The organism is Streptomyces sp. NBC_00009 (assembly GCF_045040855.1).
GTDB classification, from domain to species: Bacteria; Actinomycetota; Actinomycetes; order Streptomycetales; family Streptomycetaceae; genus Streptomyces; species Streptomyces aureus.
The window spans coordinates 6,121,216-6,145,861 of sequence record NZ_CP108312.1 but is presented as its reverse complement, the minus strand read 5'-3'; the positions used below and the strand labels follow the sequence as shown (position 1 = coordinate 6,145,861).

At 70.8% G+C, this 24,646-nt stretch carries 18 protein-coding genes; 7 read left to right on the top strand and 11 right to left on the bottom strand.

The window, feature by feature from the left end; all coding sequences use genetic code 11:
- Positions 1-5: 5 nt before the first annotated feature.
- The 7 genes from OHA58_RS27725 to uvrC form a co-directional block, all read right to left on the bottom strand.
- On the bottom strand, positions 6-1,217 hold the full coding sequence (locus OHA58_RS27725) for a phosphoglycerate kinase (RefSeq protein ID WP_405482133.1): 1,212 nt from the start codon (positions 1,215-1,217) through the stop codon (positions 6-8).
- 107 nt (positions 1,218-1,324) lie between these two features.
- Entirely contained in the window at positions 1,325-2,335 is a 1,011-nt protein-coding gene (gene gap, locus OHA58_RS27720; protein ID WP_116502732.1) for a type I glyceraldehyde-3-phosphate dehydrogenase, read from the bottom strand.
- A gap of 236 nt (positions 2,336-2,571) precedes the next feature.
- Positions 2,572-5,532, bottom strand: coding sequence for a M14 family zinc carboxypeptidase (locus OHA58_RS27715; RefSeq protein ID WP_405482132.1), 2,961 nt, complete (start codon positions 5,530-5,532; stop codon positions 2,572-2,574).
- 243 nt (positions 5,533-5,775) lie between these two features.
- The gene (whiA, locus tag OHA58_RS27710) at positions 5,776-6,765 is read right to left on the bottom strand and encodes a DNA-binding protein WhiA (RefSeq protein ID WP_100592386.1); all 990 of its coding nucleotides are present in this window, start codon (positions 6,763-6,765) and stop codon (positions 5,776-5,778) included.
- Positions 6,756-7,793 carry a uridine diphosphate-N-acetylglucosamine-binding protein YvcK gene (gene yvcK / locus OHA58_RS27705; protein ID WP_405482131.1) on the bottom strand — a complete coding sequence of 346 codons (1,038 nt, stop codon included), beginning with the start codon at positions 7,791-7,793 and terminating at the stop codon, positions 6,756-6,758. The genes whiA and yvcK overlap by 10 nt, the downstream gene beginning before the upstream one ends.
- Complete coding sequence (rapZ, locus tag OHA58_RS27700; protein ID WP_405482130.1) at positions 7,790-8,785, bottom strand: RNase adapter RapZ; 996 nt, start codon at positions 8,783-8,785, stop codon at positions 7,790-7,792. Before rapZ ends, yvcK begins: the two co-directional genes overlap by 4 nt.
- Positions 8,782-10,821, bottom strand: coding sequence for an excinuclease ABC subunit UvrC (gene uvrC / locus OHA58_RS27695; protein WP_405482129.1), 2,040 nt, complete (start codon positions 10,819-10,821; stop codon positions 8,782-8,784). Before uvrC ends, rapZ begins: the two co-directional genes overlap by 4 nt.
- Before the next feature lie 199 nt (positions 10,822-11,020).
- Between uvrC and OHA58_RS27690 the strand changes: the two genes are divergently transcribed.
- On the top strand, positions 11,021-11,971 hold the full coding sequence (locus OHA58_RS27690) for a hypothetical protein (protein ID WP_405482128.1): 951 nt from the start codon (positions 11,021-11,023) through the stop codon (positions 11,969-11,971).
- A gap of 35 nt (positions 11,972-12,006) precedes the next feature.
- Here the strand turns inward: OHA58_RS27690 and OHA58_RS27685 are convergent, their stop codons facing one another.
- On the bottom strand, positions 12,007-12,432 hold the full coding sequence (locus tag OHA58_RS27685; protein ID WP_405482126.1) for a Rieske 2Fe-2S domain-containing protein: 426 nt from the start codon (positions 12,430-12,432) through the stop codon (positions 12,007-12,009).
- Positions 12,433-12,788: 356 nt separating this feature from the next.
- Here OHA58_RS27685 and OHA58_RS27680 point away from each other — a divergent pair, with 356 nt between their 5' ends.
- Positions 12,789-13,832, top strand: a complete 1,044-nt coding sequence (locus tag OHA58_RS27680; protein WP_405482125.1) for a LacI family DNA-binding transcriptional regulator — start codon at positions 12,789-12,791, stop codon at positions 13,830-13,832.
- Between the two features lie 164 nt (positions 13,833-13,996).
- Here OHA58_RS27680 and OHA58_RS27675 read toward each other — a convergent pair whose 3' ends face one another.
- Positions 13,997-15,376: a glycoside hydrolase family 32 protein gene (locus tag OHA58_RS27675; protein ID WP_405485210.1), complete on the bottom strand. Its 1,380-nt coding sequence runs from the start codon at positions 15,374-15,376 to the stop codon at positions 13,997-13,999.
- 182 nt (positions 15,377-15,558) lie between these two features.
- Between OHA58_RS27675 and OHA58_RS27670 the strand changes: the two genes are divergently transcribed.
- Positions 15,559-17,331, top strand: a complete 1,773-nt coding sequence (locus OHA58_RS27670) for an oligosaccharide MFS transporter (protein WP_405482123.1) — start codon at positions 15,559-15,561, stop codon at positions 17,329-17,331.
- 84 nt (positions 17,332-17,415) lie between these two features.
- On the top strand, positions 17,416-18,342 hold the full coding sequence (locus OHA58_RS27665) for a carbohydrate kinase (RefSeq protein WP_405482122.1): 927 nt from the start codon (positions 17,416-17,418) through the stop codon (positions 18,340-18,342).
- Between the two features lie 42 nt (positions 18,343-18,384).
- Here the strand turns inward: OHA58_RS27665 and OHA58_RS27660 are convergent, their stop codons facing one another.
- Positions 18,385-19,248: a helix-turn-helix domain-containing protein gene (locus OHA58_RS27660; RefSeq protein ID WP_405482121.1), complete on the bottom strand. Its 864-nt coding sequence runs from the start codon at positions 19,246-19,248 to the stop codon at positions 18,385-18,387.
- Between the two features lie 101 nt (positions 19,249-19,349).
- Here OHA58_RS27660 and OHA58_RS27655 point away from each other — a divergent pair, with 101 nt between their 5' ends.
- Positions 19,350-19,931: a YceI family protein gene (locus OHA58_RS27655; RefSeq protein ID WP_405482119.1), complete on the top strand. Its 582-nt coding sequence runs from the start codon at positions 19,350-19,352 to the stop codon at positions 19,929-19,931.
- A 78-nt stretch (positions 19,932-20,009) separates the two neighbouring features.
- Here the strand turns inward: OHA58_RS27655 and uvrA are convergent, their stop codons facing one another.
- On the bottom strand, positions 20,010-23,063 hold the full coding sequence (gene uvrA / locus OHA58_RS27650) for an excinuclease ABC subunit UvrA (protein WP_405482118.1): 3,054 nt from the start codon (positions 23,061-23,063) through the stop codon (positions 20,010-20,012).
- 221 nt (positions 23,064-23,284) lie between these two features.
- Between uvrA and OHA58_RS27645 the strand changes: the two genes are divergently transcribed.
- Both OHA58_RS27645 and OHA58_RS27640 read left to right on the top strand, forming a co-directional pair.
- Positions 23,285-23,974: a maleylpyruvate isomerase family mycothiol-dependent enzyme gene (locus OHA58_RS27645; RefSeq protein WP_405482116.1), complete on the top strand. Its 690-nt coding sequence runs from the start codon at positions 23,285-23,287 to the stop codon at positions 23,972-23,974.
- 9 nt (positions 23,975-23,983) lie between these two features.
- Positions 23,984-24,640 carry an MBL fold metallo-hydrolase gene (locus tag OHA58_RS27640; RefSeq protein WP_405482115.1) on the top strand — a complete coding sequence of 219 codons (657 nt, stop codon included), beginning with the start codon at positions 23,984-23,986 and terminating at the stop codon, positions 24,638-24,640.
- The last annotated feature ends 6 nt before the right edge of the window (positions 24,641-24,646 follow it).

Sequence of the window (24,646 nt, the reverse complement as noted above, 5' to 3'; positions counted from 1 at the left end):
TGAGGTCAGTCCTCCAGTGCGGCAAGGCCGGGGAGCGTCTTGCCCTCAAGGTATTCGAGGGAGGCGCCGCCGCCGGTCGAGATGTGGCCGAATGCATTCTCGTCGAAGCCGAGGAGCCGGACGGCCGCGGCGGAGTCGCCACCGCCGACGACCGTGAAGGCCGGGGAGTCGAGGAGCGCCTGGGCGACCGCCTTGGTGCCCTCGGCGTAGTCGGGGTGCTCGAAGACGCCCATCGGGCCGTTCCAGAAGACGGTCCCGGCGTCGGCGAGCTTCGATGCGTACAGCTTGCGGGTCTCCGGACCGATGTCGAGACCCTCCTGGTCGGCCGGGATGGCGTCCGCGGCGACGGTGGTGGGGTTGGCCGGGGCCTTGGTCTTGAGGTCGGGGAAGTCCGGCGAGACTAGGACGTCCACGGGGAGCACCAGCTCGACGCCGTTCTTCTCGGCGCGCTCGATGTACTCCTTGACGGCCGGGATCTGGTCCTCCTGAAGGAGGGAGATGCCGACCTCGTGGCCCTGGGCCTTGAGGAAGGTGTAGGCCATGCCGCCGCCGATGAGCAGGCGGTCGGCCTTGCCGAGCAGCTGGTCGATGACGGCGAGCTTGTCGGAGACCTTGGCCCCGCCGAGCGCGACGACGTACGGCCGCTTGACCTCGTCGGTGAGCCTCTTCAGGACGCCGACCTCGGTGGCGATGAGGTAGCCGGCGTAGTGCGGCAGGCGGGCCGGCAGGTCGTACACGGAGGCGTGCTTGCGGTGCACCGCGCCGAAGCCGTCGCCTACGTAGACATCGGCCAGGGCGGCCAGCTGGTCGGCGAACTCGCCGCGCTCGGTGTCGTCCTTCGACGTCTCGCCGGCGTTGAAGCGGAGGTTCTCGATGACGGCGACCTGGCCGGGCTCCAGGCCGTCCACCGCGTCGTAGGCGGCGGGGCCGACGGTGTCCTGGGCGAACGCGACCGGCTTGCCGAGGAGCTCGGCGAGGCGCTCGGCGGCCGGCAGCAGCGAGAACGCCGGGTCCGGGGCTCCCTTGGGGCGGCCCAGGTGGGAGGCGACGATCACCTTGGCGCCCGCGTCGGCCAGGGCCTTGACGGTGGGCAGGACGGCGCGGATGCGGCCGTCGTCGGTGATCTGGCCGTCGGCGAGAGGCACGTTGAGGTCGGCGCGGACGAAGACCCGCTTGCCCTCGACCCCTTCGGCGAGAAGTTCGTCGATCGTCTTCATGGCTGGACTCCTGGACTTCTTGGTTGGGCTGACGCACAACAGGGCCCGGACGGCGCGGCGTTGCGCGGTCCGGACCCTGTGCTCACATCGAGATGCCGGCTCTGGATCTAGAGCTGGCCGCCGACGAAGACCGTGAGGTCGACGAGACGGTTGGAGTAGCCCCACTCGTTGTCGTACCAGCCGAGGATCTTCACCGAGTTACCTTCCTGAACCATGGTCAGGGAGGAGTCGAACGTGCAGGACGCCGGGTCGCCGACGATGTCGGAGGAGACGATCGGGTCCTCGGTGTAGGACAGGTAGCCCTTGAGGTCGCCGTCCTCGGAGGCCTTCTTGAACGCGGCGTTGACCTCGTCCTTGGTGGTCTCGCGCGCCAGGGTGACGACCAGGTCGGTGGCGGAGCCGGTCGGGACCGGGACGCGCATCGCGATGCCGTCGAGCTTGCCCTTGAGCTGCGGGAGGACCAGGGCGGTCGCCTTGGCGGCACCGGTGGTGGTCGGAATGATGTTCTCGGCGGCGGCACGCGCGCGGCGCAGGTCCGAGTGCGGGAAGTCCAGGATGCGCTGGTCGTTCGTGTACGCGTGGACCGTGGTCATCAGGCCCTTGACGATGCCGAAGTTCTCGTCGAGAACCTTGGCCATCGGCGCCACACAGTTCGTGGTGCAGGACGCGTTCGAGATGACGTGGTCCGTCGCCGGGTTGTACTGGTCCTGGTTGACGCCCATCACGATGGTGATGTCCTCGTCCTTGGCCGGAGCCGAGATGAGGACCTTCTTGGCGCCGCCGGCGATGTGCTTCTCGGCGTCGGCCTTCTTCGTGAAGATGCCGGTCGACTCGATGACGATGTCGACGCCCAGCTCGCCCCACGGGATGTCGGCGGGGTTGCGCTCGGAAAGGACCTTGATGCTGTGGCCGTCGACGGTGATCGTGTCGACAGTGTGCGTGACCTCGGCCTTGAGGCGGCCGAGGATGGTGTCGTACTTCAGAAGGTGTGCGGTGGTCGCGGTGTCACCGAGGTCGTTGACAGCCACGATCTCGATGTCTGCACCCTGCTCAAGCAGCGCGCGGAAGTAGTTACGCCCGATGCGGCCAAAGCCGTTGATGCCTACGCGGATCGTCACGAACCGATCTCCTCGTTGGTACGCCGGTTTTAGACGCCGGCGAGTTGTATGGGATGTCCCCGACCGCCTCCGACCCTACCTCTCCGAAGCCCTCCGGGTGACATTGAGTGGACCCTTGTGCGGCCCGGCGGCCCGTACCGCCCAGTAGGGGTACGGACCGCCGGGATTCCCGCTCATCTGGCGCTTTTTGCGAAAAGTGAGCGGGGTATTTTGTCTGGTTTTCGGCTTGGTGGTTTTCAGCTCCTCAGGGAGGCCAGCGCCTTCCCCACGAGCACGCTCCGCTCGGCCGCCGTGGCGACGTGTTCGAGACCGAATCCGAGGAGCACGGTGTCCTTGGTGCTGACGGCTCCGTATGTCTTGAACAGTTCACCCGCGCGGGCCCAGTCCTTGGTGACGACGGGGCTGCCCGGGGGCGCGCCCGCGACCTTCCAGGCGCCGAACGACGACTCGAAGCCCTCGGTCTCCTTGGCGGCGCCGCCGATGACGACGGACGCGTTGTCGGCGAGGACGCCGTGGCCGCCGCTGCCGGGGTCGGTGATGTAGCTGAGCGAGACCTCGACCGTCTTGCCCGCGTAGGCGCTCAGGTCGAAGGTCACCGGCTTCCAGCCGTCCGAGGCGCCCGTGAGGCTGTTCCAGGAGCCGGAGGTGCCGGTGGCCGTGCAGCCCGCGCTGCCGGGCGTCAGGTAGCGCTTGAGCGCCGGGTGCTCCTTGATCAGGAATCCGGCCTCGCACTCGGCGGGGACGGCGTTCGTGGTGGCGCCGCCGGCCTCGGGCAGCGTCGTCCAGTCCTCGGCGCCCGCCGTGTGCGCCTCAAGCACCGCGTGGTCGTAGCCGGGCTCGGTGTCCCACAGGAGCTGGAACTTCAGGGACGGCTTGTCGGCAGCGGAGACGCTGGTGAGGTCGATGGTGCGGGTCAGGCGCTTCCAGGCGTCGTCCGTGTGCACGGCGGCGGCCATGGAACTGCCCTCGAACGGGCTGTACGGGTTGGGGGTGCCCGCGTACTCACCGGCGCCCGCGCTCGTGAACTGCGGGTAGTCGGCCTTGGACAGCACGTCGGAGGTGGCCTGGTAGGTCGCGGCGATGTTCAGCGGGTTGCCGGGCGCGTCGCCGAGGCCCGCGGCCGCGCCGGTGAGCACGCCGGATCCGGCGAACTTCGTGGCGCCGGGTGTCGACGTACGCGAGTACGCGCCCAGGTAGTACTGACTGAAGTCGTTCGTGGTCGTGTCGCCGATGGCGACGGAGCCGCCCGCCTGCTCACCGGCCTCGATCAGCTTGCCGCCCTCGTTGAGGTAGTCGCGCAGAGCGAGCTGGGTGGTGAGGCCGGGGCGGTCGGCGCCCGTGTAGTGGACGACCGTCCTGAAGTGGTCGAGTACCGCGAGTGCGTCCGGGGCGCCCTGGGTGGCGACGTTCCACACGAGCGGGGTGCGGCCGTTCGCCTTCAGCGCGTCCACGTAGGCCTTGGTCTGCTGGCCTGTGGCGTCGTTCTCTGCGACGACGAGGGTGTCGGCCCTGGGTCGCTCGGCCACGGTGTACGTGAAGTGCTCGCTGGAGGTGCGCTTCCCGGACTTGCCGCGTCCGGTGAACCAGACCTCGACCTTGTCGCCCGGGTCCGCGCCCTCGATCTTCGCGCGGTACGCGTCGAAGTGGAGGTTGTCGTCGCCGCCGTAGGTCTCGCCGCCCTTCCAGGCGCGCAGGTCCTCGTCGTGCGTACGGCCGCCGCCCACGCGGTAGTTGAGCTCCTTGTCGCGCACCGACTTGCGGGCGGTGACGGAGACCTCCTGGTCGGCGCCACGCGCGTACGACGTCGGGAACGTGGCCGGGGTGAAGTCGGGGGCCTCGATGCCGACCGAGGAGGACGGCCGGTCGGGGTGGGACGCGGTCTCGGCGACGGAGAGCGCGAACGGGATGTTCTTGGTGAACTCGTCCTGGATCAGCTTCTCGTCGTCAGGGAAGGTGAAGACGGACTCGCAGTCCTCGGGGCGCCACTGGTCGTTCGGGTCGATGGCCGATGCGGTCTGGCACTCGCTCATCTCGGGCGTGAACATCCCGATGCCGTTGACGTTGCCCGCGTGCCCGTCCGCCTCGCCGTTGGTGGTGTACAGCTCGGAGGAGACCTGCGGGTGGTAGCCGGGGATCGCGGAGTTCTCGGGGGTCCCGGCGAGCGCCTTGTAGAGCACGTCGTCCGGCGTCGGCGTGGCCACCTGCCAGCCCACTCCGTAGAGCAGCAGCTCGGCCGCGGAGTGGTAGTTGATGGCGTACCGGAAGCCGATGCGCTTCTCGAAGGCGTCGAGGGCCTTCGTCTCGGGCTCGGAGCCGGGGCTCGCGCCGCGGTAGGTCTCACTGGCAGGGCTCGGGGACGAACCCTCGTCGTCGTAGCCCCACTTGTAGGCGAAGTTGCGGTTGAGGTCGACGCCGTCGCCCGTGGTGATCGCGCCGTCGCCGTTCACGTCCCGCATGTTCTTGCGCCACTGGCGGTCGCCGTCGGGGTTGAACGTCCAGTCGTACCCGTCGGGGTTCGCCGACAGGACGAACCACATCTCCGTGGAGTCGACGATCTTCTTGATGCGCTTGTCCTTGGAGTAGTTGTCCAAGTAGTAGTGCATCAGGCGGCGGGTCATCTCGGGGGTGATCCACTCGCGGGCGTGCTGGTTGGACATGTAGAGCACGGACGGCTTCGAGCCGTCCCGGGTCGTACGGGCGCCCTTGGTGAGCTTGACCGCGAGGATGTCCTTGCCCTGGAGCGTCTTGCCGATGGAGACGACCTTGGTGAGGCCGGGGTGCGCCTGGCCCGTCCTGACGATCTCCTCCTGGAGATTGCCCTTGCCGCTGTAGGGGCGGAACACGCCGTCACCCGCGGCCGCCACACGGGCTCGCGCCTTGGCGGAGAGCGTGTGCTCGGTGAGTTCGACGCCCTTCTTCTCCAGCTGCTTCGCCTGCTTGTCGGTGAGGTAGACCTCGACCTCGGCCTTCCCCTTCTCGGGGGCCTGTTCGCCGAGTTCGTGCCCGTCCTGCCCGGCCGCGAGGAGCAGGGGTACCTGCTCCTTCGTGACCTCGGCACGGAACACCTTGACCGGATCGGCGTCCGACCGGGGTGCACCGCCGCTCTCCGCCTGGGCGACGGGTGTCAGTCCCGCGCCTCCCAGCCCGCCCAGAATGAGTGCCGTGGTGGCGAGGATCGATCTCGCTCTTCGTCTCATGAGCCCCCCTTGCAGTTGTGTACCGCAGAAGCAGGTGAGTACCGCAGAAGCTGTGGTGTGCCGCAGAAGTCGCGGTGTACCGCAGAAGCGAACAGACGCCAGACTCATGACAGTTCATGGTCAAGTCAAGGGCGCGTCAAAGGGGTTCCGTCAGACCCCGCGTGGTCCCCATGCGCAGCGAAAACGCCGGTGCCCGTGCCCTGGCAGGGCGCCGGCACCGGCGTGAGTCATTCCGCTCCGGGGTCAGCCGGCGAGGTTGTCGGCCATCTCCTCGGAGATGTTCGACTCCGTGCCCGGGATGCCCATGTCCTGGGCCCGCTTGTCGGCCATCGCGAGCAGCCGGCGGATACGGCCCGCGACGGCGTCCTTCGTCAGCGGCGGGTCGGCGAGCGCGCCCAGCTCCTCCAGGGAGGCCTGCTTGTGCTCCATGCGCAGCCGCCCGGCGGCCGCGAGGTGCTCCGGCACCTCGTCGGCGAGGATCTCCAGGGCGCGCTGCACGCGGGCCCCGGCGGCGACGGCGGCGCGCGCCGATCGGCGCAGGTTCGCGTCGTCGAAGTTGGCCAGGCGGTTGGCGGTGGCGCGGACCTCGCGCCGCATCCGCCGCTCCTCCCAGGCGAGCACCGACTCGTGCGCCCCCATGCGGGTGAGCAGGGCGCCGATGGCGTCCCCGTCCCGTACGACGACCCGGTCCACCCCGCGTACCTCACGGGCCTTGCCCGCGATCTGGAGCCGGCGTGCGGCGCCGACCAGGGCGAGCGCGGCCTCCGGGCCGGGGCAGGTCACCTCCAGGGAGGAGGAGCGGCCCGGCTCGGTGAGCGAGCCGTGCGCCAGGAAGGCCCCGCGCCAGGCGGCCTCGGCGTCGCAGGTGGCCCCCGAGACCACCTGCGGCGGGAGACCCCGGATCGGGCGGCCGCGGCCGTCGACAAGGCCGGTCTGGCGGGCCAGCTGGTCACCGCCGGCCACGACCCGTACGACGAAGCGCGAGCCCCGGCGCAGCCCGCCGGGCGCCATCACGATCAGTTCCGAGCTGTGCCCGAAGATCTCGAGGATGTCCCGCTTCAGCCGTCGCGCCGCCATCGCGGTGTCCAGCTCCGCCTCGATCACGATGCGGCCGCTCACCAGGTGGAGCCCGCCCGCGAAGCGCAGGATGGCCGAGACCTCTGCCTTTCTGCAGCAGGTCCGGGTGACGGGAAGCCGGGAGATCTCGTCCTTCACCGCTGCCGTCATCGCCATGGGCCGATCCTTCCATGCATCCGAAAAATACGGTCGTACGCGGCGGCCAACAGCTCCGGATCGTGCCTCGGAGTCCCGTCGGGCCTGGCCACAGGCGCCAGCTCGACCGCAGCGCCGAAGCCCTCCTTGGCGGCGTCGGTCAGGGACTCGCGATCGGGCACGGCGGCCTCGTCGGCCAGCACCACGTCCAGGGCGAGTTTAGGGGCGTGTCGTCCCAAAACCTCCAAATGACGCTGCGGTGAGAACCCCTCGGTTTCTCCGGGCTGCGGCGCGAGGTTCAGCGAGAGGACCCTGCGGGCCTTCGTCGCCGTCAGCGCGTCCAGCAGCTCGGGGACCAGCAGATGCGGGATGACGGAGGAGAACCAGGAGCCGGGGCCGAGCACCACCCAGTCGGCATCGAGCACCGCGGCGACCGCCTCGGGGACGGCCGGCGGGTCGTTCGGCACGAGGTGCACGGACTGCACCTCGCCCGGGGTGAGGGCCACCGTGGCCTGGCCGCGCACCGTGTCTATGTCGTCGGGGCGGGCCGGGTCGTGCCCCTTGACCAGGGCCTGGAGCTCCAGCGGGACCGCGGACATGGGCAGGACGCGGCCCTGCGCGCCGAGCAGCTTGCCGACCAGGTCGAGGGCCTGCACATGGTCGCCGAGCTGCTCCCACAGGGCGACGATCAGCAGATTGCCGACGGCGTGCTCGTGCAGGTCGCCCTGGGACTGGAAGCGGTGCTGGATGACGCGGGCCCAGGTCTGGCCCCAGTCGTCGTCGCCGCACAGGGCCGCGAGGGCCTTGCGCAGGTCGCCGGGCGGCAGGACGCCCAGCTCGTCACGGAGCCGGCCGCTGGAGCCGCCGTCGTCGGCGACGGTCACCACGGCGGTGAGGTCGCCGGTGATGCGCCGCAGGGCCGCCAGGGACGCGGACAGGCCCATGCCGCCGCCGAGGGCGACGACCTTGGGCTGGGCGCCGCGCCGGCGGCCCGTGGGAGGGGTGACCCGGCGGAGCCTGCTGCCGAGCCGGAGTGTGCGACCGGTCATTCGCGGCCCATGTCCCGGTGGACGACCACGGTCTCCACGCCCTCCGCCGCGATGCGCGCGGCGAGCTTCTCCGACATGGCCACCGAGCGGTGCTTGCCTCCGGTGCAGCCGACCGCGATCGTCACGTACCGCTTGCCCTCGCGGCGGTATCCGGCCGCGATGAGCTGGAGGAGCTCGGTGTACCGGTCGAGGAACTCCTTGGCGCCGGGCTGGCCGAAGACGTAGTTCGCCACCTCTTCGTTCAGGCCGGTGAAGGGGCGCAGCTCGGGGACCCAGTGCGGGTTCGGCAGGAAGCGCATGTCGACGACCAGGTCGGCGTCGACGGGCAGGCCGTACTTGAAGCCGAACGACATGACCGTGGCCCGCAGCTCGGGCTCCTCGTCGCCGGCGAACTGGGCGTCCATCTTGGCCCGCAGTTCGTGCACGTTCAGGCTGGAGGTGTCGATGACCAGGTCGGCGTCGCCGCGCAGCTCGCGCAGGAGCTCGCGCTCGGCCGCGATGCCGTCGACGATGCGGCCGTCGCCCTGGAGGGGGTGCGGGCGGCGCACCGACTCGAAGCGGCGCACCAGGGCCTCGTCGGAGGACTCCAGGAACACGATGCGCCGGGTGACCTGGCGGGACTCCAGGTCGGCGAGGGACTGGTGGAGGTCGGTGAAGAACCGGCGGCCGCGTACGTCGACGACGACGGCGATCCGGGCGACGTTCCCCTGGGAGCGGGCGCCGAGTTCCACCATCGTGGGGATCAGCGCGGGCGGCAGGTTGTCGACGACGAACCAGCCGAGGTCCTCCAGACACTTGGCGGCCGTGGAACGCCCGGCACCGGACATCCCGGAGATGATCACCAGCTCGGGGATGGCCGCATCGGACGCCCCGGCGGTCTCGCTCGTCGTACCCGTACTCACCTGTGCTCCGTCTGTCTCCGTAGCCTGGCCTGCCCGGTCATCGGGGGCCGGCTGTGGTGCTGCCTGTTCGCCCTGCTCGTTCTCGTTCATGGCTCCTGCCCCCGTCGTCCTTCCGAGGTGGCCGCGGCCGTGGCCGTGGGGTCCTCGTCTTCAATGATCTCTCCTGTGGCCGTGTTCACGGCCGGTGCGGCGGGCTCCGCGCGTGCGAAGGCCGCCACGATCGTCTCTGCCGTCTTGCGGCCTATGCCGGGAACCTCGCAGATCTGATCGATTGTGGCCGATCGCAGGCGCTTCACCGAACCGAAGTGCTTGATCAGGGCCTGCTTGCGCGCGTCCCCGAGGCCGGGCACCTCGTCGAGCGGCCCGGCCTTGAAGCGCTTGGCCCGCTTGGTGCGCTGGTACGTGATCGCGAAGCGGTGCGCCTCGTCACGTACGCGCTGCAGAAGATAGAGCCCTTCGCTCGTGCGCGGCAGGATCACCGGGTCGTCCTCGTCGGGCACCCAGACCTCTTCGAGGCGCTTGGCCAGGCCGCACACCGCGATGTCGTCGATGCCCAGCTCGTCGAGCGCCCGCTTGGCCGCCGCCACCTGCGGCTGCCCGCCGTCGACGACGACCAGCTGGGGCGGGTACGCGAACCGCTTGGGGCGGCCGTCGTCCTCGGTGAGACGGGACTCGATCGGGCCGTCCTCGTCCGTCGGCTCGGCGTCGGACCACTCCCCCGACTTCTCCTGCGCCGCCAGATAGCGCTTGAAGCGGCGCGTGATCACCTCGTGCATGGAGCGGACGTCGTCCTGCCCCTCGAAGCCCTTGATCTGGAAGCGCCGGTACTCGCTCTTCCTGGCCAGGCCGTCCTCGAAGACGACCATGGAGGCCACGACGTCGTCGCCCTGGAGGTGGGAGATGTCGTAGCACTCGATGCGCAGCGGGGCGCTGTCCAGCTCGAGAGCCCCGGCGATCTCCTCAAGGGCGCGCGAGCGCGTGGTGAGGTCGGAGGCGCGCTTGGTCTTGTGGAGCGCGAGCGCCTGCTGCGCGTTCCTGTGGACCGTCTCCATCAGGGCCTTCTTGTCGCCGCGCTGCGGGATCCTCAGCGACACGTTCGACCCGCGGCGCGTGGTGAGCCACTCCTGTACGGGCTCCAGGGGCTCGGGCAGCGCGGGCACGAGGACCTCCTTGGGCACGGCGTCCCCGCGCTCCTCGCCGTACAGCTGCTGGAGCGCGTGCTCCACGAGGTCACCGCTGGTGACCGCCTCGACCTTGTCCGTGACCCAGCCGCGCTGGCCGCGCACGCGCCCGCCCCGCACATGGAAGATCTGCACGGCGGCCTCCAGCTCGTCCTCGGCGAGGGCGATCAGGTCGGCGTCCGTGGCGTCGGCGAGGACGACGGCGCTCTTCTCCATCGCCTTGCGCAGCGCCTCTATGTCGTCACGCAGGCGCGCGGCGCGCTCGTACTCCATCTCCTCGGCGGCGTCCGTCATGTCCTTCTCGAGACGGCGGATGTACGTGCCGGTGCGGCCGGTCATGAAGTCGCAGAAGTCCTCGGCCAGTTCGCGGTGCTCCTCGGGCGAGACGCGGCCTACGCAGGGGGCCGAGCACTTGCCGATGTAGCCGAGGAGGCAGGGGCGGCCGGTGCGGGCGGCGTTCTTGAAGACGCCGGCGGAGCAGGTGCGGACCGGGAAGACGCGCAGCAGCAGGTCGACGGTGTCGCGGATGGCCCAGGCGTGCCCGTAGGGACCGAAGTAGCGCACGCCCTTCTTCTTCTGGCCGCGCATGACCTGCACGCGCGGGAACTCCTCGTTCATCGTCACCGCGAGGTAGGGATAGCTCTTGTCGTCGCGGTACTTGACGTTGAACCGGGGGTCGTACTCCTTGATCCAGGAGTACTCCAGCTGGAGCGCCTCGACCTCCGTGGACACCACGGTCCACTCCACGGACGCGGCCGTGGTGACCATGGTGCGGGTGCGGGGGTGCAGGTTCGCCAGGTCCTGGAAGTAGTTGGCCAGGCGCTGGCGCAGGCTTTTCGCCTTCCCGACGTAGATCACCCGGCGGTGCTCGTCACGGAACCTGTACACCCCTGGGGAGTCCGGGATCTGTCCCGGCTGGGGGCGGTAGCTGGAGGGGTCGGCCATGTCAGACACCCTACTTGCGGCCACCGACAGTGAGGTTGCCCACGCGTTTCCCGGAGCGGTCCCGCAGCCCGCCGGACCAGACGGTTGCGCGTCGAGTCTTGTCCGGTGCAGATCAACACGCTTCAATGCCGGGTGAATTGGGGCCGCCGCACGCCCCGGCCGGACGGCCGTTGTGAGGATGCACGGGGGAGGGCCCTGGATGTCGTACGGCACACAGCACGCGGATACCGGCGCGCCCGCACTGGAGACGGCCCTGCGGGCGGGGCCCTTCCATGTCGCCCTGCGGGCCGCGATCACCGCGCGCGGGCTGCCGCTGCACCGCGTGCAGCACCATCTGACCCGCCACGGTGTCACGGTCGGCGTCACCAGTCTGAGCTACTGGCAGCAGGGGGCCAGGCGCCCGCAGCGCACCGAGTCCCTACGTGCCGTGCGCGCGCTGGAGGAGATCCTGGACCTGCCCGACGAGTCCCTGATCCGGCTGCTCGCCAAGGACGACGAGCACGCCGCCCGCCAGCGCCCCTCGACCCGTTCCTACCGCTCGCTCGTCGAGGCCTCGGGCGTCCTCGAACAGCTCCTCGCCGAGCTCGGCTCGCCCCCGGACGGCGGGCTGCACACAGTCGGCCATCACGAGCGGGTGCGGATCGGAGCGCGCCGCGAACTCCTCGGCCTCGACTCCCAGCACATCGTGCGCGCCCACCAGGACGGCGTGGACCGCTACGTGGCCGTCCACCACGGAGACCCGGGATGCAGCACGGATCACGTCTCGGTGCGCGCCCTGGAGAACTGCCGCACGGGGCGGGTGCGGCGGCACCGGGGAACGGGCGTCGTCGTGGCGGAGCTGCTCTTCGACGCGCGGCTGCGGGCGGGCGACACGTTCCTCTTCCGCTACGGCTTCGAGGACGGCACGGCGGGCCCCTCGTCGGAGTACCTGCGCGGCTTCGGCTTCGCGGGCGGGCAGTACGCGCTCCAGGTCAGGTTCACCGAGGGCGTCCTGCCCGTGCGCTGTCACCGCTTCACCCAGCACTCGGCGGCGGCCCCGCGCAGCGGCCGTCAGGACCTGCCGCTCAGCGCCGGCCACCGCGCGGTCCACGTGGTGGAGCCACAGGTGCGGGCCGGGATCCTGGGGATCGGGTGGGACTGGGAGGGCTGATCGGCGGGGTGGGGCTGATCGGGGTCCAGGTCCGGTCAGGCCGCCGGGCCCGCGACGATCTTGCCGTTCTTCACCTCGACCGGCACCTTCGCCAGCGGCTGAGTCGCCGGGTCGTGCAGCACCTTGCCGTTCGTTGCGTCGAACTTGCTGCCGTGGCAGGAGCACGTGAGTTCCGTGCCCTCCAGCATGCTGATGGGGCACCCCGCGTGCGTGCAGATGGTGCTGAACGCGGCGTACTTGTCGGCCGCCGGACGGCTGACCACCACGTTCTCGTCCCGGTACAGCTTGACGCCGCCCACAGGCACCTCGTCGGCCTTGCCGAGGTCGACCGGTGCCGTCGGCGCCGACTCCGCGCGGCCCCCCGACCCGCCCGGCGAGCAGGCGGCGATCCCGAGCCCTGCGGTCCCGGCGAGGGCGGCACCCCGCAGCACGGTTCGGCGGGCGGGCGACGTGCCGGGCATGGGGACTCCAGGGGTCGGTCGGGGCGGGGCAGGGTGGGCCACTGCACGCCAAGGCGCACATCGGTGACAGATCCGACGATACCGGTGGGGCGAATGACGCCTCGTGGGACCCTGGTGCAGGCCACACCCGTACGCTTCCGGGCCGCCTTCTTCTGCACCATGGCCGTCCTGCTTCCGCACGGTCCTGGCCGCCCTTCTTCTTCACCGTCCTGGCCGCCCTACTGCCGCACCATCCTGGCCGCCCTTCTTCTGCGGCATCCTGGCCGCCGTTCTTCTTCACCGTCCTGGCCGTCCCGCTTCTGCGGCATCCTGTACGGACGTCAGACGTCATCCGCCGCCCCGGGAGAGAGCACCACGTGAACCGTCCCACCGCCCGCGACGTGGCCGAACTGGCCGGCGTCTCACGTGCCGCCGTTTCCTTCGTCTTCAGCGGCCGGGCGCAGGGCAACCTCTCCGCCGGGACCCAGGCGAGGATCAGGGCGGCGGCCGACGAGCTCGGCTACCGCCCGGACGAGGTCGCCCGTTCCCTGCGCACCCGCCGCAGCGCGGTCATCGGCATGCTCAGCGACGAAATCGCGACCAGCCCGTTCGCCGGGCGCATGGTGCTCGGCGCCATGGAGGCGGCACGCGCGCGTGGCCACCAGGTGCTGCTCCTGGAATCCCGCAAGGACCCCGCCCTGGAGGCCGAGGCGGTCGCCGAGCTGCGGGCCCGCCGGGTCGACGGAATCGTCTACGCCGCGATGTCGATGCGCAGCACGAGCGTGCCGGCGGCCCTGGCGCCCGAGCGGTGCGTGCTCGCCAACTGCGTGGCGCGTGAGCCCGGTTCGTACGCCTCGGTGGTCGCGGACGAGCGCGGGGGCGGCCGGTCGGCGGTCGACGTGCTGATCCGGGCGGGCCACCGCGACATCGCGCTGCTCGGCGGCGAGACGGACAACATCGCGGCGTCCGACCGGGCCCGCGGCTTCGGCGACGGGCTGCGCGCCGCCGGGCTGAAGGCCCGTTCCGAGTGGACGCTGCGGGTGGGCTGGCAGATCGACGAGGGCTACGCGGGCGCGCTGCGCGTCCTGGACACGGAGGATCCGGACGCGCGCCCCACGGGCATCGTCTGCGCCAACGACCGTGTGGCCACAGGCGTGTTGCTCGCCGCGGCCAGCCTCGGCATCTCCGTACCGGACGACCTGTCGGTGGTCGGCTACGACGACCAGGACCAGATGGCCGACCACCTCGTCCCGGCGCTCACGACGATCGCGCTGCCGCACCACGCGATGGGCGCGGCGGCGGTGGACCTGCTCCTGGACTCGGTGGCCGCGGACGAGGACGTCGACCCCGCGACCCAGCGCGTCCTGGAGTGCCCGGTGGTCGAGCGGGCGTCGGTGGTGGCGCCGGGGCGACGGGGGTGACGGAGGCCGTGGGGGTGGCGGAGGCCGTGGGGGTGGCGGAGGCCGTGGGGGTGGCGGAGGCCGTGGGGGTGGCGGAGGCCGTGGGGGTGGCGGAGGCCGTGGGGGTGGCGGAGGCCATGGGGGTGGCGGAGGCCATGGGGAAACGGGTAGACAACCCTCCGGGATCAGTCCGCGACCGCCCACGCTTCCACCGTCAACTCCCCTGCCCCCTGCGTGACTTCGGCCGACAGCAGGCCGGTCGGAGCCGGGTGGACCTTCTCCGTGAGCATCACCCGCTCGTCCCAGAACGCCTCGATCAGCGGCCCGTCAACGAACACCCGTAGCCGCCCGCCCGGCGACACCCCTCCCGTCACCGCGGTCACCGTGTCCGAACGCCGGTACGGACGCGTGGCCGTCGCCGGAGCGCCGGTCCTGTCGAGCGTGAGGGTGCCCCTGGTGGGGTTCACGCGCAGTGCCACGGCGGGACCGAGCCGCAGTTCGGCCTCGGTGTCCGGCTGTGTCACGGCGACATCGAGTACGACTTCGTACGCCTCCGGGAGTTCGTCGCCGACCCGGACCGGCGTGCCCCGCAGCGCCGCCAGCTCCCGCGCGGGCGCCACCCGCAGCGAGCCGTCCGCGTGCAGCCCGAGCTCACGCGGATACGACAGGCACCCGGCCCAGCCCGCCGCCACGGACTCGGCCTCCGTGCGCGACTCCCAGCTCCACCCCCACACAAGGGTTCGATCGCCCTCGACCAGCGCGGTCGGCGCGTAGAAGTCGCGTCCGTGGTCGAGCACTCCCCCGGACCCCGCCTCCGCGACGAAGCGCAGACCACCGTCCGCGGTGGGGCGCAACTCGCCGGTCAGGTAGCTGGTCGCGTACGTGATGTCGTCGATCCAGAGCGAGAGCAGAAGCACCCAGCGGCCGTCACCCGCGGGCAGCAGGGCCGGGCACTCCCAGGCGGTGGCCGGTGCGGCTCGGCGCGCGGCGACCGGGTCGGTCCCGTCGATCAGCGAACCCGCGTAGGTCCAGGCGGTCAGTGCGTCGACGCGGTAGAGCAGGACGTCGGGCAGGCCACCGCGGTGACCCGCTCCCACGACGGCCCAGCGCTGCCCCTCGTGCGTGAAGACGTAGGGGTCGCGGAACGCGGTCAGGTCGAGGCCGGCCGGCGGGCCGGGGACGACGGGGTCGGGTTCCGCCTTGAACGCCGTGACGTCCGGGTCCGTGGCGCGGGCGAGCATGACGGAACCGATGCCGTCGTGGCGGTCCATGCCGGTGTAGACGGCGGTCGGCACACCGTCGTCGACGACCGCGCAGCCCGACCAGACGCCCAGCTCGTCGCGGGTTCCGGGGGTGGGCGTGAGCGCGATGCCGTGGTCGGTCCAGCGCACCAGGTCGGGGCTTGAGGCGTGGCCCCAGTGAATGTCGCCCCACACGGGCGCGCCCGGGTTGTGCTGGAAGAAGAGGTGGTAGCGGCCGTTGCTGAAGACCGGGCCGTTGGGGTCGTTGCACCACTGTCCCGCGGCGGGCCTGACGTGGTGGCGGGGCACGTTGCGGTCAGCCATGTCGTCGGCCATGTCGTCGGCTCCCTGTTTGCTGAGTCCGGCCGATTGTCATGCCGCCGGAACCTTGATTTAACGAACCTAACACGTGATAGTTGTGGCCATCTAGCACGTGTTAGGTCTCTGCCGGAAGCTCGCGTTCCGGCATCATGAGTCAGCGCGACAGGCGCGAAGGAGCGCAGCAGATGACCGACCAGACGACGCCGGGGCCCGCCGCGGCGGCCCACCTCGTATCCCCCGTCGCCCGTACGGGAACCGGCGCCACGGTCCCCACGACCGCCCCCATTGGCGTCTCCGCCGCAGCCGTCCCCACAGCGGGCGCCACTGGCACCACGGTCCCCGCCACCACGGTCCCCAGCACCTCAGTCCCCACGGGCACCGCACTCCCGGCGGACACCGCCGCCACCCCGGGCGTCACCGGCACCGCAGCCCCCAGCACCGACCTCCCCGCAGGCGCCGCCCCCGCCACCGACCTCCCCGCAGGCGCCGCCCCCGCCACTAGCCTCCCCATAGGCACCGCGCTCCCGGCGAGCACCGCCCCCGACGCAGCCGCCCCCACGGCGGGCATCGCCACCCCGGCCACCGCAGCCCCCAGCACCGACCTCCCCGCAGGCGCCGCCCCCGCCACTAGCCTCCCCACGGCTACCGCCCCCGCACCCGCGTCGGCCTCCGCCCCCACCACCGCAAGCCGGCGGCGTGTGAACTTCACGCTTGTCAGTGCCGCGCTCTTCATGTTCTTCGTGACCTGGTCGCTGTCCTGGTCGCTGTTCTCGATCTGGCTCACCCAGGACATCGGCCTCTCGGCGGGGCGTAGTTCCCTCGTCATCAGTGCCAACGCCGTCGGCTGTCTGCTGACCATGCCCCTCTACGGCTACGTCCAGGACAAACTGGGCCTGCGCAAGAACCTCCTGTACTGGATCGGCGGTCTGATGCTGCTGGTCGGCCCCATGTACATCTATGTCTACGGGCCCCTGCTCAAGACCCACTTCGCGCTCGGCCTCGTCGTCGGCTCCGTCTATCTGGCCATGGCCTTCGCGGTCGCCGTCGCCACCCTGGAGAGCTACACCGAGCGGCTCGGCCGCTTCCACGGCTTCGAGTTCGGCCGGGCCCGCATGTTCGGCTCGCTGGGCTGGGCCGCCGCGACGTTCTTCGCCGGGCGACTGTTCAACATCGACCCCAAGCTCAACTTCTGGGCGGCGTCCGTCTCCGCCGCCGTGTTCGTCGCCCTCATCGCCGCGATCCGTGTCACGGACGGCCGTCGCTCCGCAGCCGTGGACGCCGCCGCCTCATCGGTCTCGCTCGCCGATGTACGTTCCCTGCTGCGCTATCCGGCGTTCTGGGGGCTGCTGCTCTTCGTGGTCGCGGTGACGGCGACGTACAACACGTACGACCAGATGTTCCCCTCGTACTTCTCGTCGCTCTTCAGCACCAAGGCCGAGGGCAACCAGATGTACAGCGACCTGAACTCCTTCCAGGTCTTCCTGGAGGCCGGCGGCATGGCCCTCGCGCCGTTCCTCGTCAACCGGCTCGGCCCGAAGCGGTCACTACTCCTGTCCGGCTTCATCATGGCCACCCGCATCGGCCTCTCCGGCCTGGTCACCGACCCCACGGCGATCTCGGCGGTCAAGCTGATGCACGCGGCCGAGCTGCCGATCATGCTGATCGCGATCTTCAAGTACATCAACCGGCACTTCGAGTCCCGCCTGTCGTCCTCGATCTACCTGGTCGGCTTCCAGCTCGCGGCGCAGCTCGGCGCGGCGATCATCTCCCCGCTGGCCGGCATCGGCTACGACAGCCTCGGCTTCGCGCCCACCTATCTGCTCATGGCGGCGATGGTCGCCGCGTTCACCGCCGTCTCCGTGGCCACGCTGCGTCCCGACGCGAAGGGTCTGCCCGAGTCGGTCCCGGACGTGCCCGCTTCCGGCCGGGGCGCTGTGCCAGAGCCCGCGAGCCTCTAGCCTGTGCCTCGCCCCTGCCCCTCCGATCCACCGCACTCCCGCACTGTCGCACCGCTCCACAGTTCAGCCCGAAAGGAACCACCCGTGATAGTCGTCGCCGGAGAGGCCCTGATCGACCTCGTGCCGCAGGGCTGGGCCGCCGATGACGGTGGCGACCTGCCCGCGCTCGCGCCCCGGCTCGGCGGCGGCCCCTTCAACACCGCGGTGGCCGTCGGCCGGCTCGGCTCCCCCGTGGCCTTCTGCTCACGGGTCTCCCACGACGCCTTCGGCGAGGCACTGCTCGGCGGGCTCGCGCGAGCCGGCGTGGACGTGTCGTACGTCCAGCGGGGCGACGAACCGACGACGCTGGCCGTCGCGTCGATCGCCGCGGACGGCTCGGCCGGTTACTCGTTCTACGTCGAGGGCACGGCCGACCGGCTCTTCTCGGTGCCCGACCGGCTTCCGCCGGGCACGCGCGCGGTGTCGTTCGGCACGTGCTCGCTGGTTCTGGAGCCGGGCGCGAGCGCGTACGAGGAGCTGATGCGGTCGGCCTCGGCCCAGGGCGTGTTCACCGCGCTCGACCCGAACATCCGGGCCGGCCTCATCCCCGACCCGGACGCGTACCGGGCGCGCTTCAAGAGCTGGCTCCCCTCGACCGGCCTGCTCAAGCTGTCCGAGGAGGACGCGCAGTGGCTGGGCGGCACCCCGCAGGAGTGGCTGGCCTCGGGCCCCGCGGCCGTAGTGATCACGCGGGGCGGCGACGGGCTGACAGTCTTCACGCGGGGCGGCTCGCGGTACGACGTACCGGGTGAGCGCGTCGACGTCGTCGACACGATCGGCGCGGGCGACACCGTGAACGCGGCGCTGCTGCACGGTCTGGCCGCGTGGGACGCGCTATCCGTGGAGGCGGTGGCGGGCCTCGCCGAGGACGCGTGGCACCGGCTGCTGCGGTTCGCCGCGCGCGCCGCCGCGGTCACCTGCTCGCGGGCCGGCGCCGAACCGCCGTACGCGTCCGAACTCCCGCCGCTGTAGCGGCCGTTCACCTGACCCGGTCGGCCGTGCACGCCCCGCCGGTCACCCGTTGACCGCACGCAGTGCCCCCGGCCTGCGGCCGTTGAGGCGGTCGAGGGCGGCCGCCGTGGCGTCGTCGGCCGGGAGGTGGACCACGAGGCGCTGACCGTCGGCCTCGGGCATGGCCAGCGTCTCGTACGCCAGGCGGAGCGTGCCGGCCTCGGGGTGCGCGACGACGTCCACGCCGGTGCGCCGGGGCAGGGAGGGGACGGCGGCGAGCCGGTCGGCGAAGGGCGCCCCCGCGGTGACGGTCAGTTCGTCGACGAGCGCGGCGACGTGCGGGTCGTGGATCGATGCCCCGTGCCGGAGGTGGGAGACCTGCTCGTCGGCCACGCGGTCCCATTCGGGGTACGCGGTGCGGGCGCGCTCGTCGGTGAAGACGTACCGCACGGCGTTCGGCTGTCGGGCGTCGAGGATGCCGAGCGGGCGGGCGTAGCGCTCGTAGGCGTCGGTGTACGCGATGACGTCGCCGATCCAGTTGACCAGGACCGCCGGGGTGGGTTCGAGGCGGTCGAGGAGGGCTCGCACTGTGGGGCGGATCGTGCGCGACGGGGGTGCGGCCGTCGCGCCGGCGCAGCACATGGCGCCCCCGTCGGACTCCTTCACGAGGCGGCGGAGCAGGAAGCGCTCGTCGACGGGCAGGAGCAGCGCGTCGGCGAGGGCGCCGAGGACCGGGGGTGACGGGTTGCGGTCGCGGCCCTGTTCGAGGCGGGTGAGGTATTCGACGCTGATGCCGGCGAGCGTGGCCAGCTCGGAGCGGCGCAGGCCCGGGGTGCGGCGCCGCGCGCCGGTGGGGAGCCCCACCTCGGCGGGTGTGACGGCTTCTCGCCGGGTGCGCAGATAGGTGCCCAACTCGTTGTCGCTCACCCGTCGAACGTATCAACGTCAGGGGTCGCTGATCGTGGCCCTGTCACTACCAGTCTTGGCCCGGCCTTCCTCCGGTCCGCCGGTGACCGCAGGGTGGGCGCATGACCTACGACGACAACTCCGCCACCACTGCTACGACTTCGGCCACCGCACTGCCCCTGGCGGCCGGCGACTGGACGCTCGACCCGCTGCACTCGGCAGTGAACTTCACCATCCGGCATCTCGGGATCGCGAAGGTACGGGGGCGCTTCGCGCAGGTGGAGGCCGCGCTGTACGTCGGCGAGAGGGTGGACGACATCAGGGTGAGCGCCACCATCGCACTGGCCTCGATCGACACGGGCAACGCCGACCGTGACGCGCACGTCCGCCAGGCCGATCTGCTGGACGTGGAGCGCCGTCCGACGATGACGTACGTCTCGCACGGGGTATCGGGGAAGGACGACGACTGGTCCCTGGAGGGCGAGTTGACCATCGGTGACGTGACGCGGCCGGTGGCGCTCGCCGTGGAGTTCGGCGGGGTGGTGGACGTGCCGCTGGACGGGAGCCGGCATGCGGGGTTCGAGGCGACGGGCGAGATCCGCCGGAGCGACTTCGGCCTGGACTTCGGGGCCGGTCTTCTTGGTGATGTTGTCAAGATTCAGCTGGACATGCAGTTCGTCGAGCCGCAGGGCCAGGGTGGCTGACAGATGAACGCCCGGCGCCCCACGGGGAGTTCCCGTGGGGCGCCGGTTGTTTTTCGTGCGGTCGCGGACCGCCCGCGCTCAGGCCTTGCCGGCCCGCGTGGACTTGGTCGCGGTCTTCTTGGCGGCAGGCTTCTTCGCCGCGGCCTTCGTGGCCGCCGTGGTGCTGGCCGTGGCCACCTTCTTCGCCGGGGCCTTCGCCGTCGCCGAGACGGTCTTCTTCGCGGCCGCGGCCTTCTTCGCCGCCACCGTCTTCTTCGTACGCGCCGCGGGCACCGTCGCGTCGCTGAACCGGTCGGCGCCGAGGATGTCGCGCAGGAACTTGCCGGTGTGGCTGGACGGTTCGCCCGCGACCTCTTCGGGGGTGCCCTCGGCGACGACGAGGCCACCGCCGTTACCGCCCTCGGGGCCCATGTCGACGACCCAGTCTGCGGTCTTGATGACGTCTAGGTTGTGCTCGATGACGATCACCGAGTTCCCCTTGTCGACCAGGCCCGACAGGACGGTGATGAGCTTGCTGATGTCCTCGAAGTGCAGACCGGTGGTCGGCTCGTCGAGGACGTAGACGGTGCGTCCCGTGGACCGCTTCTGCAGCTCGCTCGCCAGCTTCACGCGCTGGGCCTCGCCTCCGGAGAGGGTCGGCGCGGACTGGCCGAGCCGGACGTAACCGAGGCCGACGTCGTTCAGCGTGCGCAGGTGGCGGGCGATGCCCGGGACCGCCTCGAAGAAGCCGAGCGCCTCCTCGATGGGCATGTCCAGGACCTCGGCGATGGACTTGCCCTTGTAGTGGACGTCCAGCGTCTCGCGGTTGTAGCGCGCTCCGTGGCAGACCTCGCACGGGACGTAGACGTCCGGCAGGAAGTTCATCTCGATCTTGATCGTGCCGTCGCCGGAGCAGTTCTCGCAGCGGCCGCCCTTGACGTTGAAGGAGAAGCGGCCCGGCAGGTAGCCGCGGACCTTCGCCTCGGTGGTCTCGGCGAACAGCTTGCGGACGTGGTCGAAGACTCCGGTGTACGTCGCCGGGTTCGAGCGCGGGGTGCGGCCGATCGGCGACTGGTCGACGTGCACGACCTTGTCGACGAGGTCGTCGCCCGCCACGCGCGTGTGCCGCCCGGGAACGCTCCGCGCCCCGTTCAGCTCGCGGGCGAGGTGCGTGTACAGGATGTCGTTGACCAGGGTCGACTTGCCGGAACCGGAGACACCGGTGACGGCGGTCAGGACGCCGAGCGGGAACGACACATCGATGTCGCGCAGGTTGTTCTCACGGGCGCCGTGCACGGTCAGCCTGCGCGTCGGGTCCACGGGGCGCCGGATGTCCGGCAGCGGGATGGACTTCTTACCCGACAGGTACTGGCCGGTCATCGACTCGGCGTTGGCGAGCAGCTCCTTCAAGGGGCCGCTGTGGACGACGTTGCCGCCGTGCTCACCCGCGCCGGGGCCGATGTCGACGACCCAGTCGGCGACCTTGATGGTGTCCTCGTCGTGCTCGACGACGATGAGCGTGTTGCCCATGTCGCGCAGCCGTACGAGGGTCTCGATCAGGCGGTGGTTGTCGCGCTGGTGCAGGCCGATCGAGGGCTCGTCCAGGACGTAGAGCACGCCGACGAGGCCGGAGCCGATCTGCGTGGCGAGTCGGATGCGCTGGGCCTCGCCACCGGAGAGGGTGCCGGCCGCGCGGTTGAGCGAGAGGTAGTCGAGGCCGACGTCGACGAGGAACCGCAGCCGCTCGTTGACCTCCTTGAGGACCCGCTCGGCGATCTTCTTGTCGCGCGCGTTGAGCTTCAGCTCGCCCAGGAAGTCCGCACAGTCGCTGATGGACATCGCGGAGACCTCGGCGATCGACTTCTCCATCACCGTGACGGCGAGGACGATCGGCTTGAGGCGCGTGCCCTCACAGGTGGGGCAGGGCACCTCGCGCATGTAGCCCTCGAAGCGCTCGCGGCTGGAGTCGCTCTCGGCCTCGCTGTGGCGCCGCTTGACGAACGGGACGGCGCCTTCGAAGGGGGTCGTGTAGACGCGCTCGCGGCCGTACCGGTTGCGGTAGCGGACCTCGATCTGCGTCTTGTGGCCGTACAGGAGGGCCTTCTTGGCACGCTGCGGCAGGCCCGCGAAGGGGATGTCGGTCCGGAATCCCAACGCGTCCGCGAGGGCGCCGATGAGACGCCCGAAGTAGTCCTTGGTGTGCCCGTGCGACCAGGGGTGGATGGCGCCCTCGTCGAGGGACTTGTCCTCGTCCGGGATGATCAGCTCGGGGTCGACCTCCATGCGCGTGCCGATGCCGGTGCAGTCCGGGCAGGCGCCGAAGGGCGAGTTGAAGGAGAAGGAGCGGGGCTCCAGCTCCTCGAAGGACAGGTCGTCGTACGGGCAGTACAGGTGCTCCGAGTACATGCGCTCGCGCTCGGGGTCGTCCTCGGGGAGGTCGACGAAGTCGAGCACGACCATGCCCCCGGAGAGGCCGAGCGCGGTCTCCACGGAGTCGGTCAGGCGGCGCTTGGCGGATTCCTTCACCGTGAGGCGGTCGACGACCACCTCGATGGTGTGCTTCTCCTGCTTCTTCAGGGTGGGCGGTTCCGACAGCTGGATCGTCTGTCCGTCGACCCGGGCGCGGCTGTACCCCTTGGTCTGGAGGTCGGCGAAGAGGTCGACGAACTCGCCCTTGCGCTCGCGCACGAGCGGCGAGAGCACCTGGAAGCGGCTGCCCTCGGGCAGGTCGAGGACCTTGTCGACGATGGCCTGCGGCGACTGGCGCGAGATGGGGCGGCCGCACTCGGGACAGTGCGGCTTGCCGATGCGTGCGAAGAGCAGGCGCAGGTAGTCGTAGACCTCGGTGATGGTGCCGACCGTGGAGCGCGGGTTGCGCGAGGTCGACTTCTGGTCGATCGAGACGGCCGGGGAGAGGCCCTCGATGAAGTCGACGTCCGGCTTGTCCATCTGGCCGAGGAACTGACGTGCGTACGAGGAGAGCGACTCGACGTACCGCCGCTGCCCCTCGGCGAAGATCGTGTCGAAGGCGAGCGACGACTTGCCGGACCCCGACAGACCCGTGAAGACGATGAGCGAGTCGCGCGGAAGGTCGAGCGAGACGTTACGGAGATTGTGCTCGCGCGCGCCACGGACGATGAGACGGTCGGCCACGCCGGTCCGCACCTTTCTTGAGAGAAGCAACAGGGGCGGGGCCCCTGTCTTTCGAGACTAGGGGGGCCACCGTCAGCGATGGACTGTTTTCCATGGTTGGTAACAAACCCGGACCACCAAGAATGCCCGATGCCGCTCCCGAGCTTATAGCACGTACATTCGATTCCTGGTCTCGGTCGGCCGCCTTCACCCGATCGAGTGGCGGCGCTATCGTCTGCGCCATGAGCGATCATGTGCGCGACCTGGCCTCTGTACGTGAAGCGACGGAGCGGCTCCTCACCGCTGTCGGCACGCTGGACAACGCGGCTGTGGCCGAGTCGTCACGGCTTCCCGGCTGGACCCGGGGCCACGTCCTCGCCCACCTCGCCCGTAACGCGGACGCACTCGCGAACGTGCTCGCGGGCCGGCCCATGTACCCGAGCGCCGAGGCGCGCGACGCGGACATCGAGCGGGACGCGCCGCGCGACCTCCGCGAGCAGCTCGAGGACCTGCGGACCAGCGCAGCCGGATTCGAGGCCCAGGCCGAAGTCCCGGCCGACTGGGCGCGCACGGTCGAGCTGCGCAACGGCGTCAAGGACTCCGCCTCCCGGATCCCCTTCCGGCGGTGGGTCGAGGTCGACCTGCACCACGTCGACCTCGGGATCGGGTACGACCTGGAGGATCTGCCGGCGGAGTTCGTCGAGCGGGAGATCGACTTCCTCGCCGAGCGCTTCGCGGGGCACCCGGACATGCCGTCGACCGGTCTGAAGTCGGACGGCGGCCAGGTGTGGACGACGGGCGGCGGCGCCGGGACCGGTCCGGTCGGCGTCGCGGGACCCGCCCCGGAGCTGCTCGGCTGGCTCTCCGGGCGGCGCGACGGCTCCGGGCTCACCGTCGAAGGCGGACGGCTGCCTGTCGTACCCCCGCTATAGGCTGAGTCCATGACGTACAGCGGAGCGGTGAAGGTCGGCGGCCCGGCGGATGTGCACGAGCTGCAGAACCTGATGATCTCCAAGGTCGCGGTCGGCGCGATGAACAACAACGCGTATCTGCTGCGCTGCCGCGCCACCGGCGAGCAGCTCCTCATCGACGCGGCCGCCGACGCGGAGACGCTGCTGACCCTGATCGGGGACGACGGCATCGCGTCCGTCGTCACGACGCATCAGCACGGGGACCACTGGCAGGCGCTCGCCCGGGTCGTGGAGGTCACGGGCCCGCGCACATACGCGGGCCGTTACGACGCGGAGGGCATCCCGGTCCCCACGGACGTGCTCGTCGAGGACGGGGACACGATCACCGTGGGCCGGGTCTCGCTGACCGCCCGGCACCTGGTCGGCCACACGCCCGGCTCGATCGCCCTCGTCTACGACGACCCGCACGGCCACCCCCATGTCTTCACCGGGGACTGCCTGTTCCCGGGCGGCGTGGGGAACACGCGGAAGGACCCGAAGGCCTTCGCGAGCCTGATCGACGACGTCGAATCGAAGATCTTCGGCCAGCTCCCCGACGAGACGTGGGTCTACCCCGGGCACGGGAACGACACGACGCTCGGCGCCGAGCGGCCGCATCTGCCGGAGTGGCGCGAGCGCGGCTGGTGAGTCAAC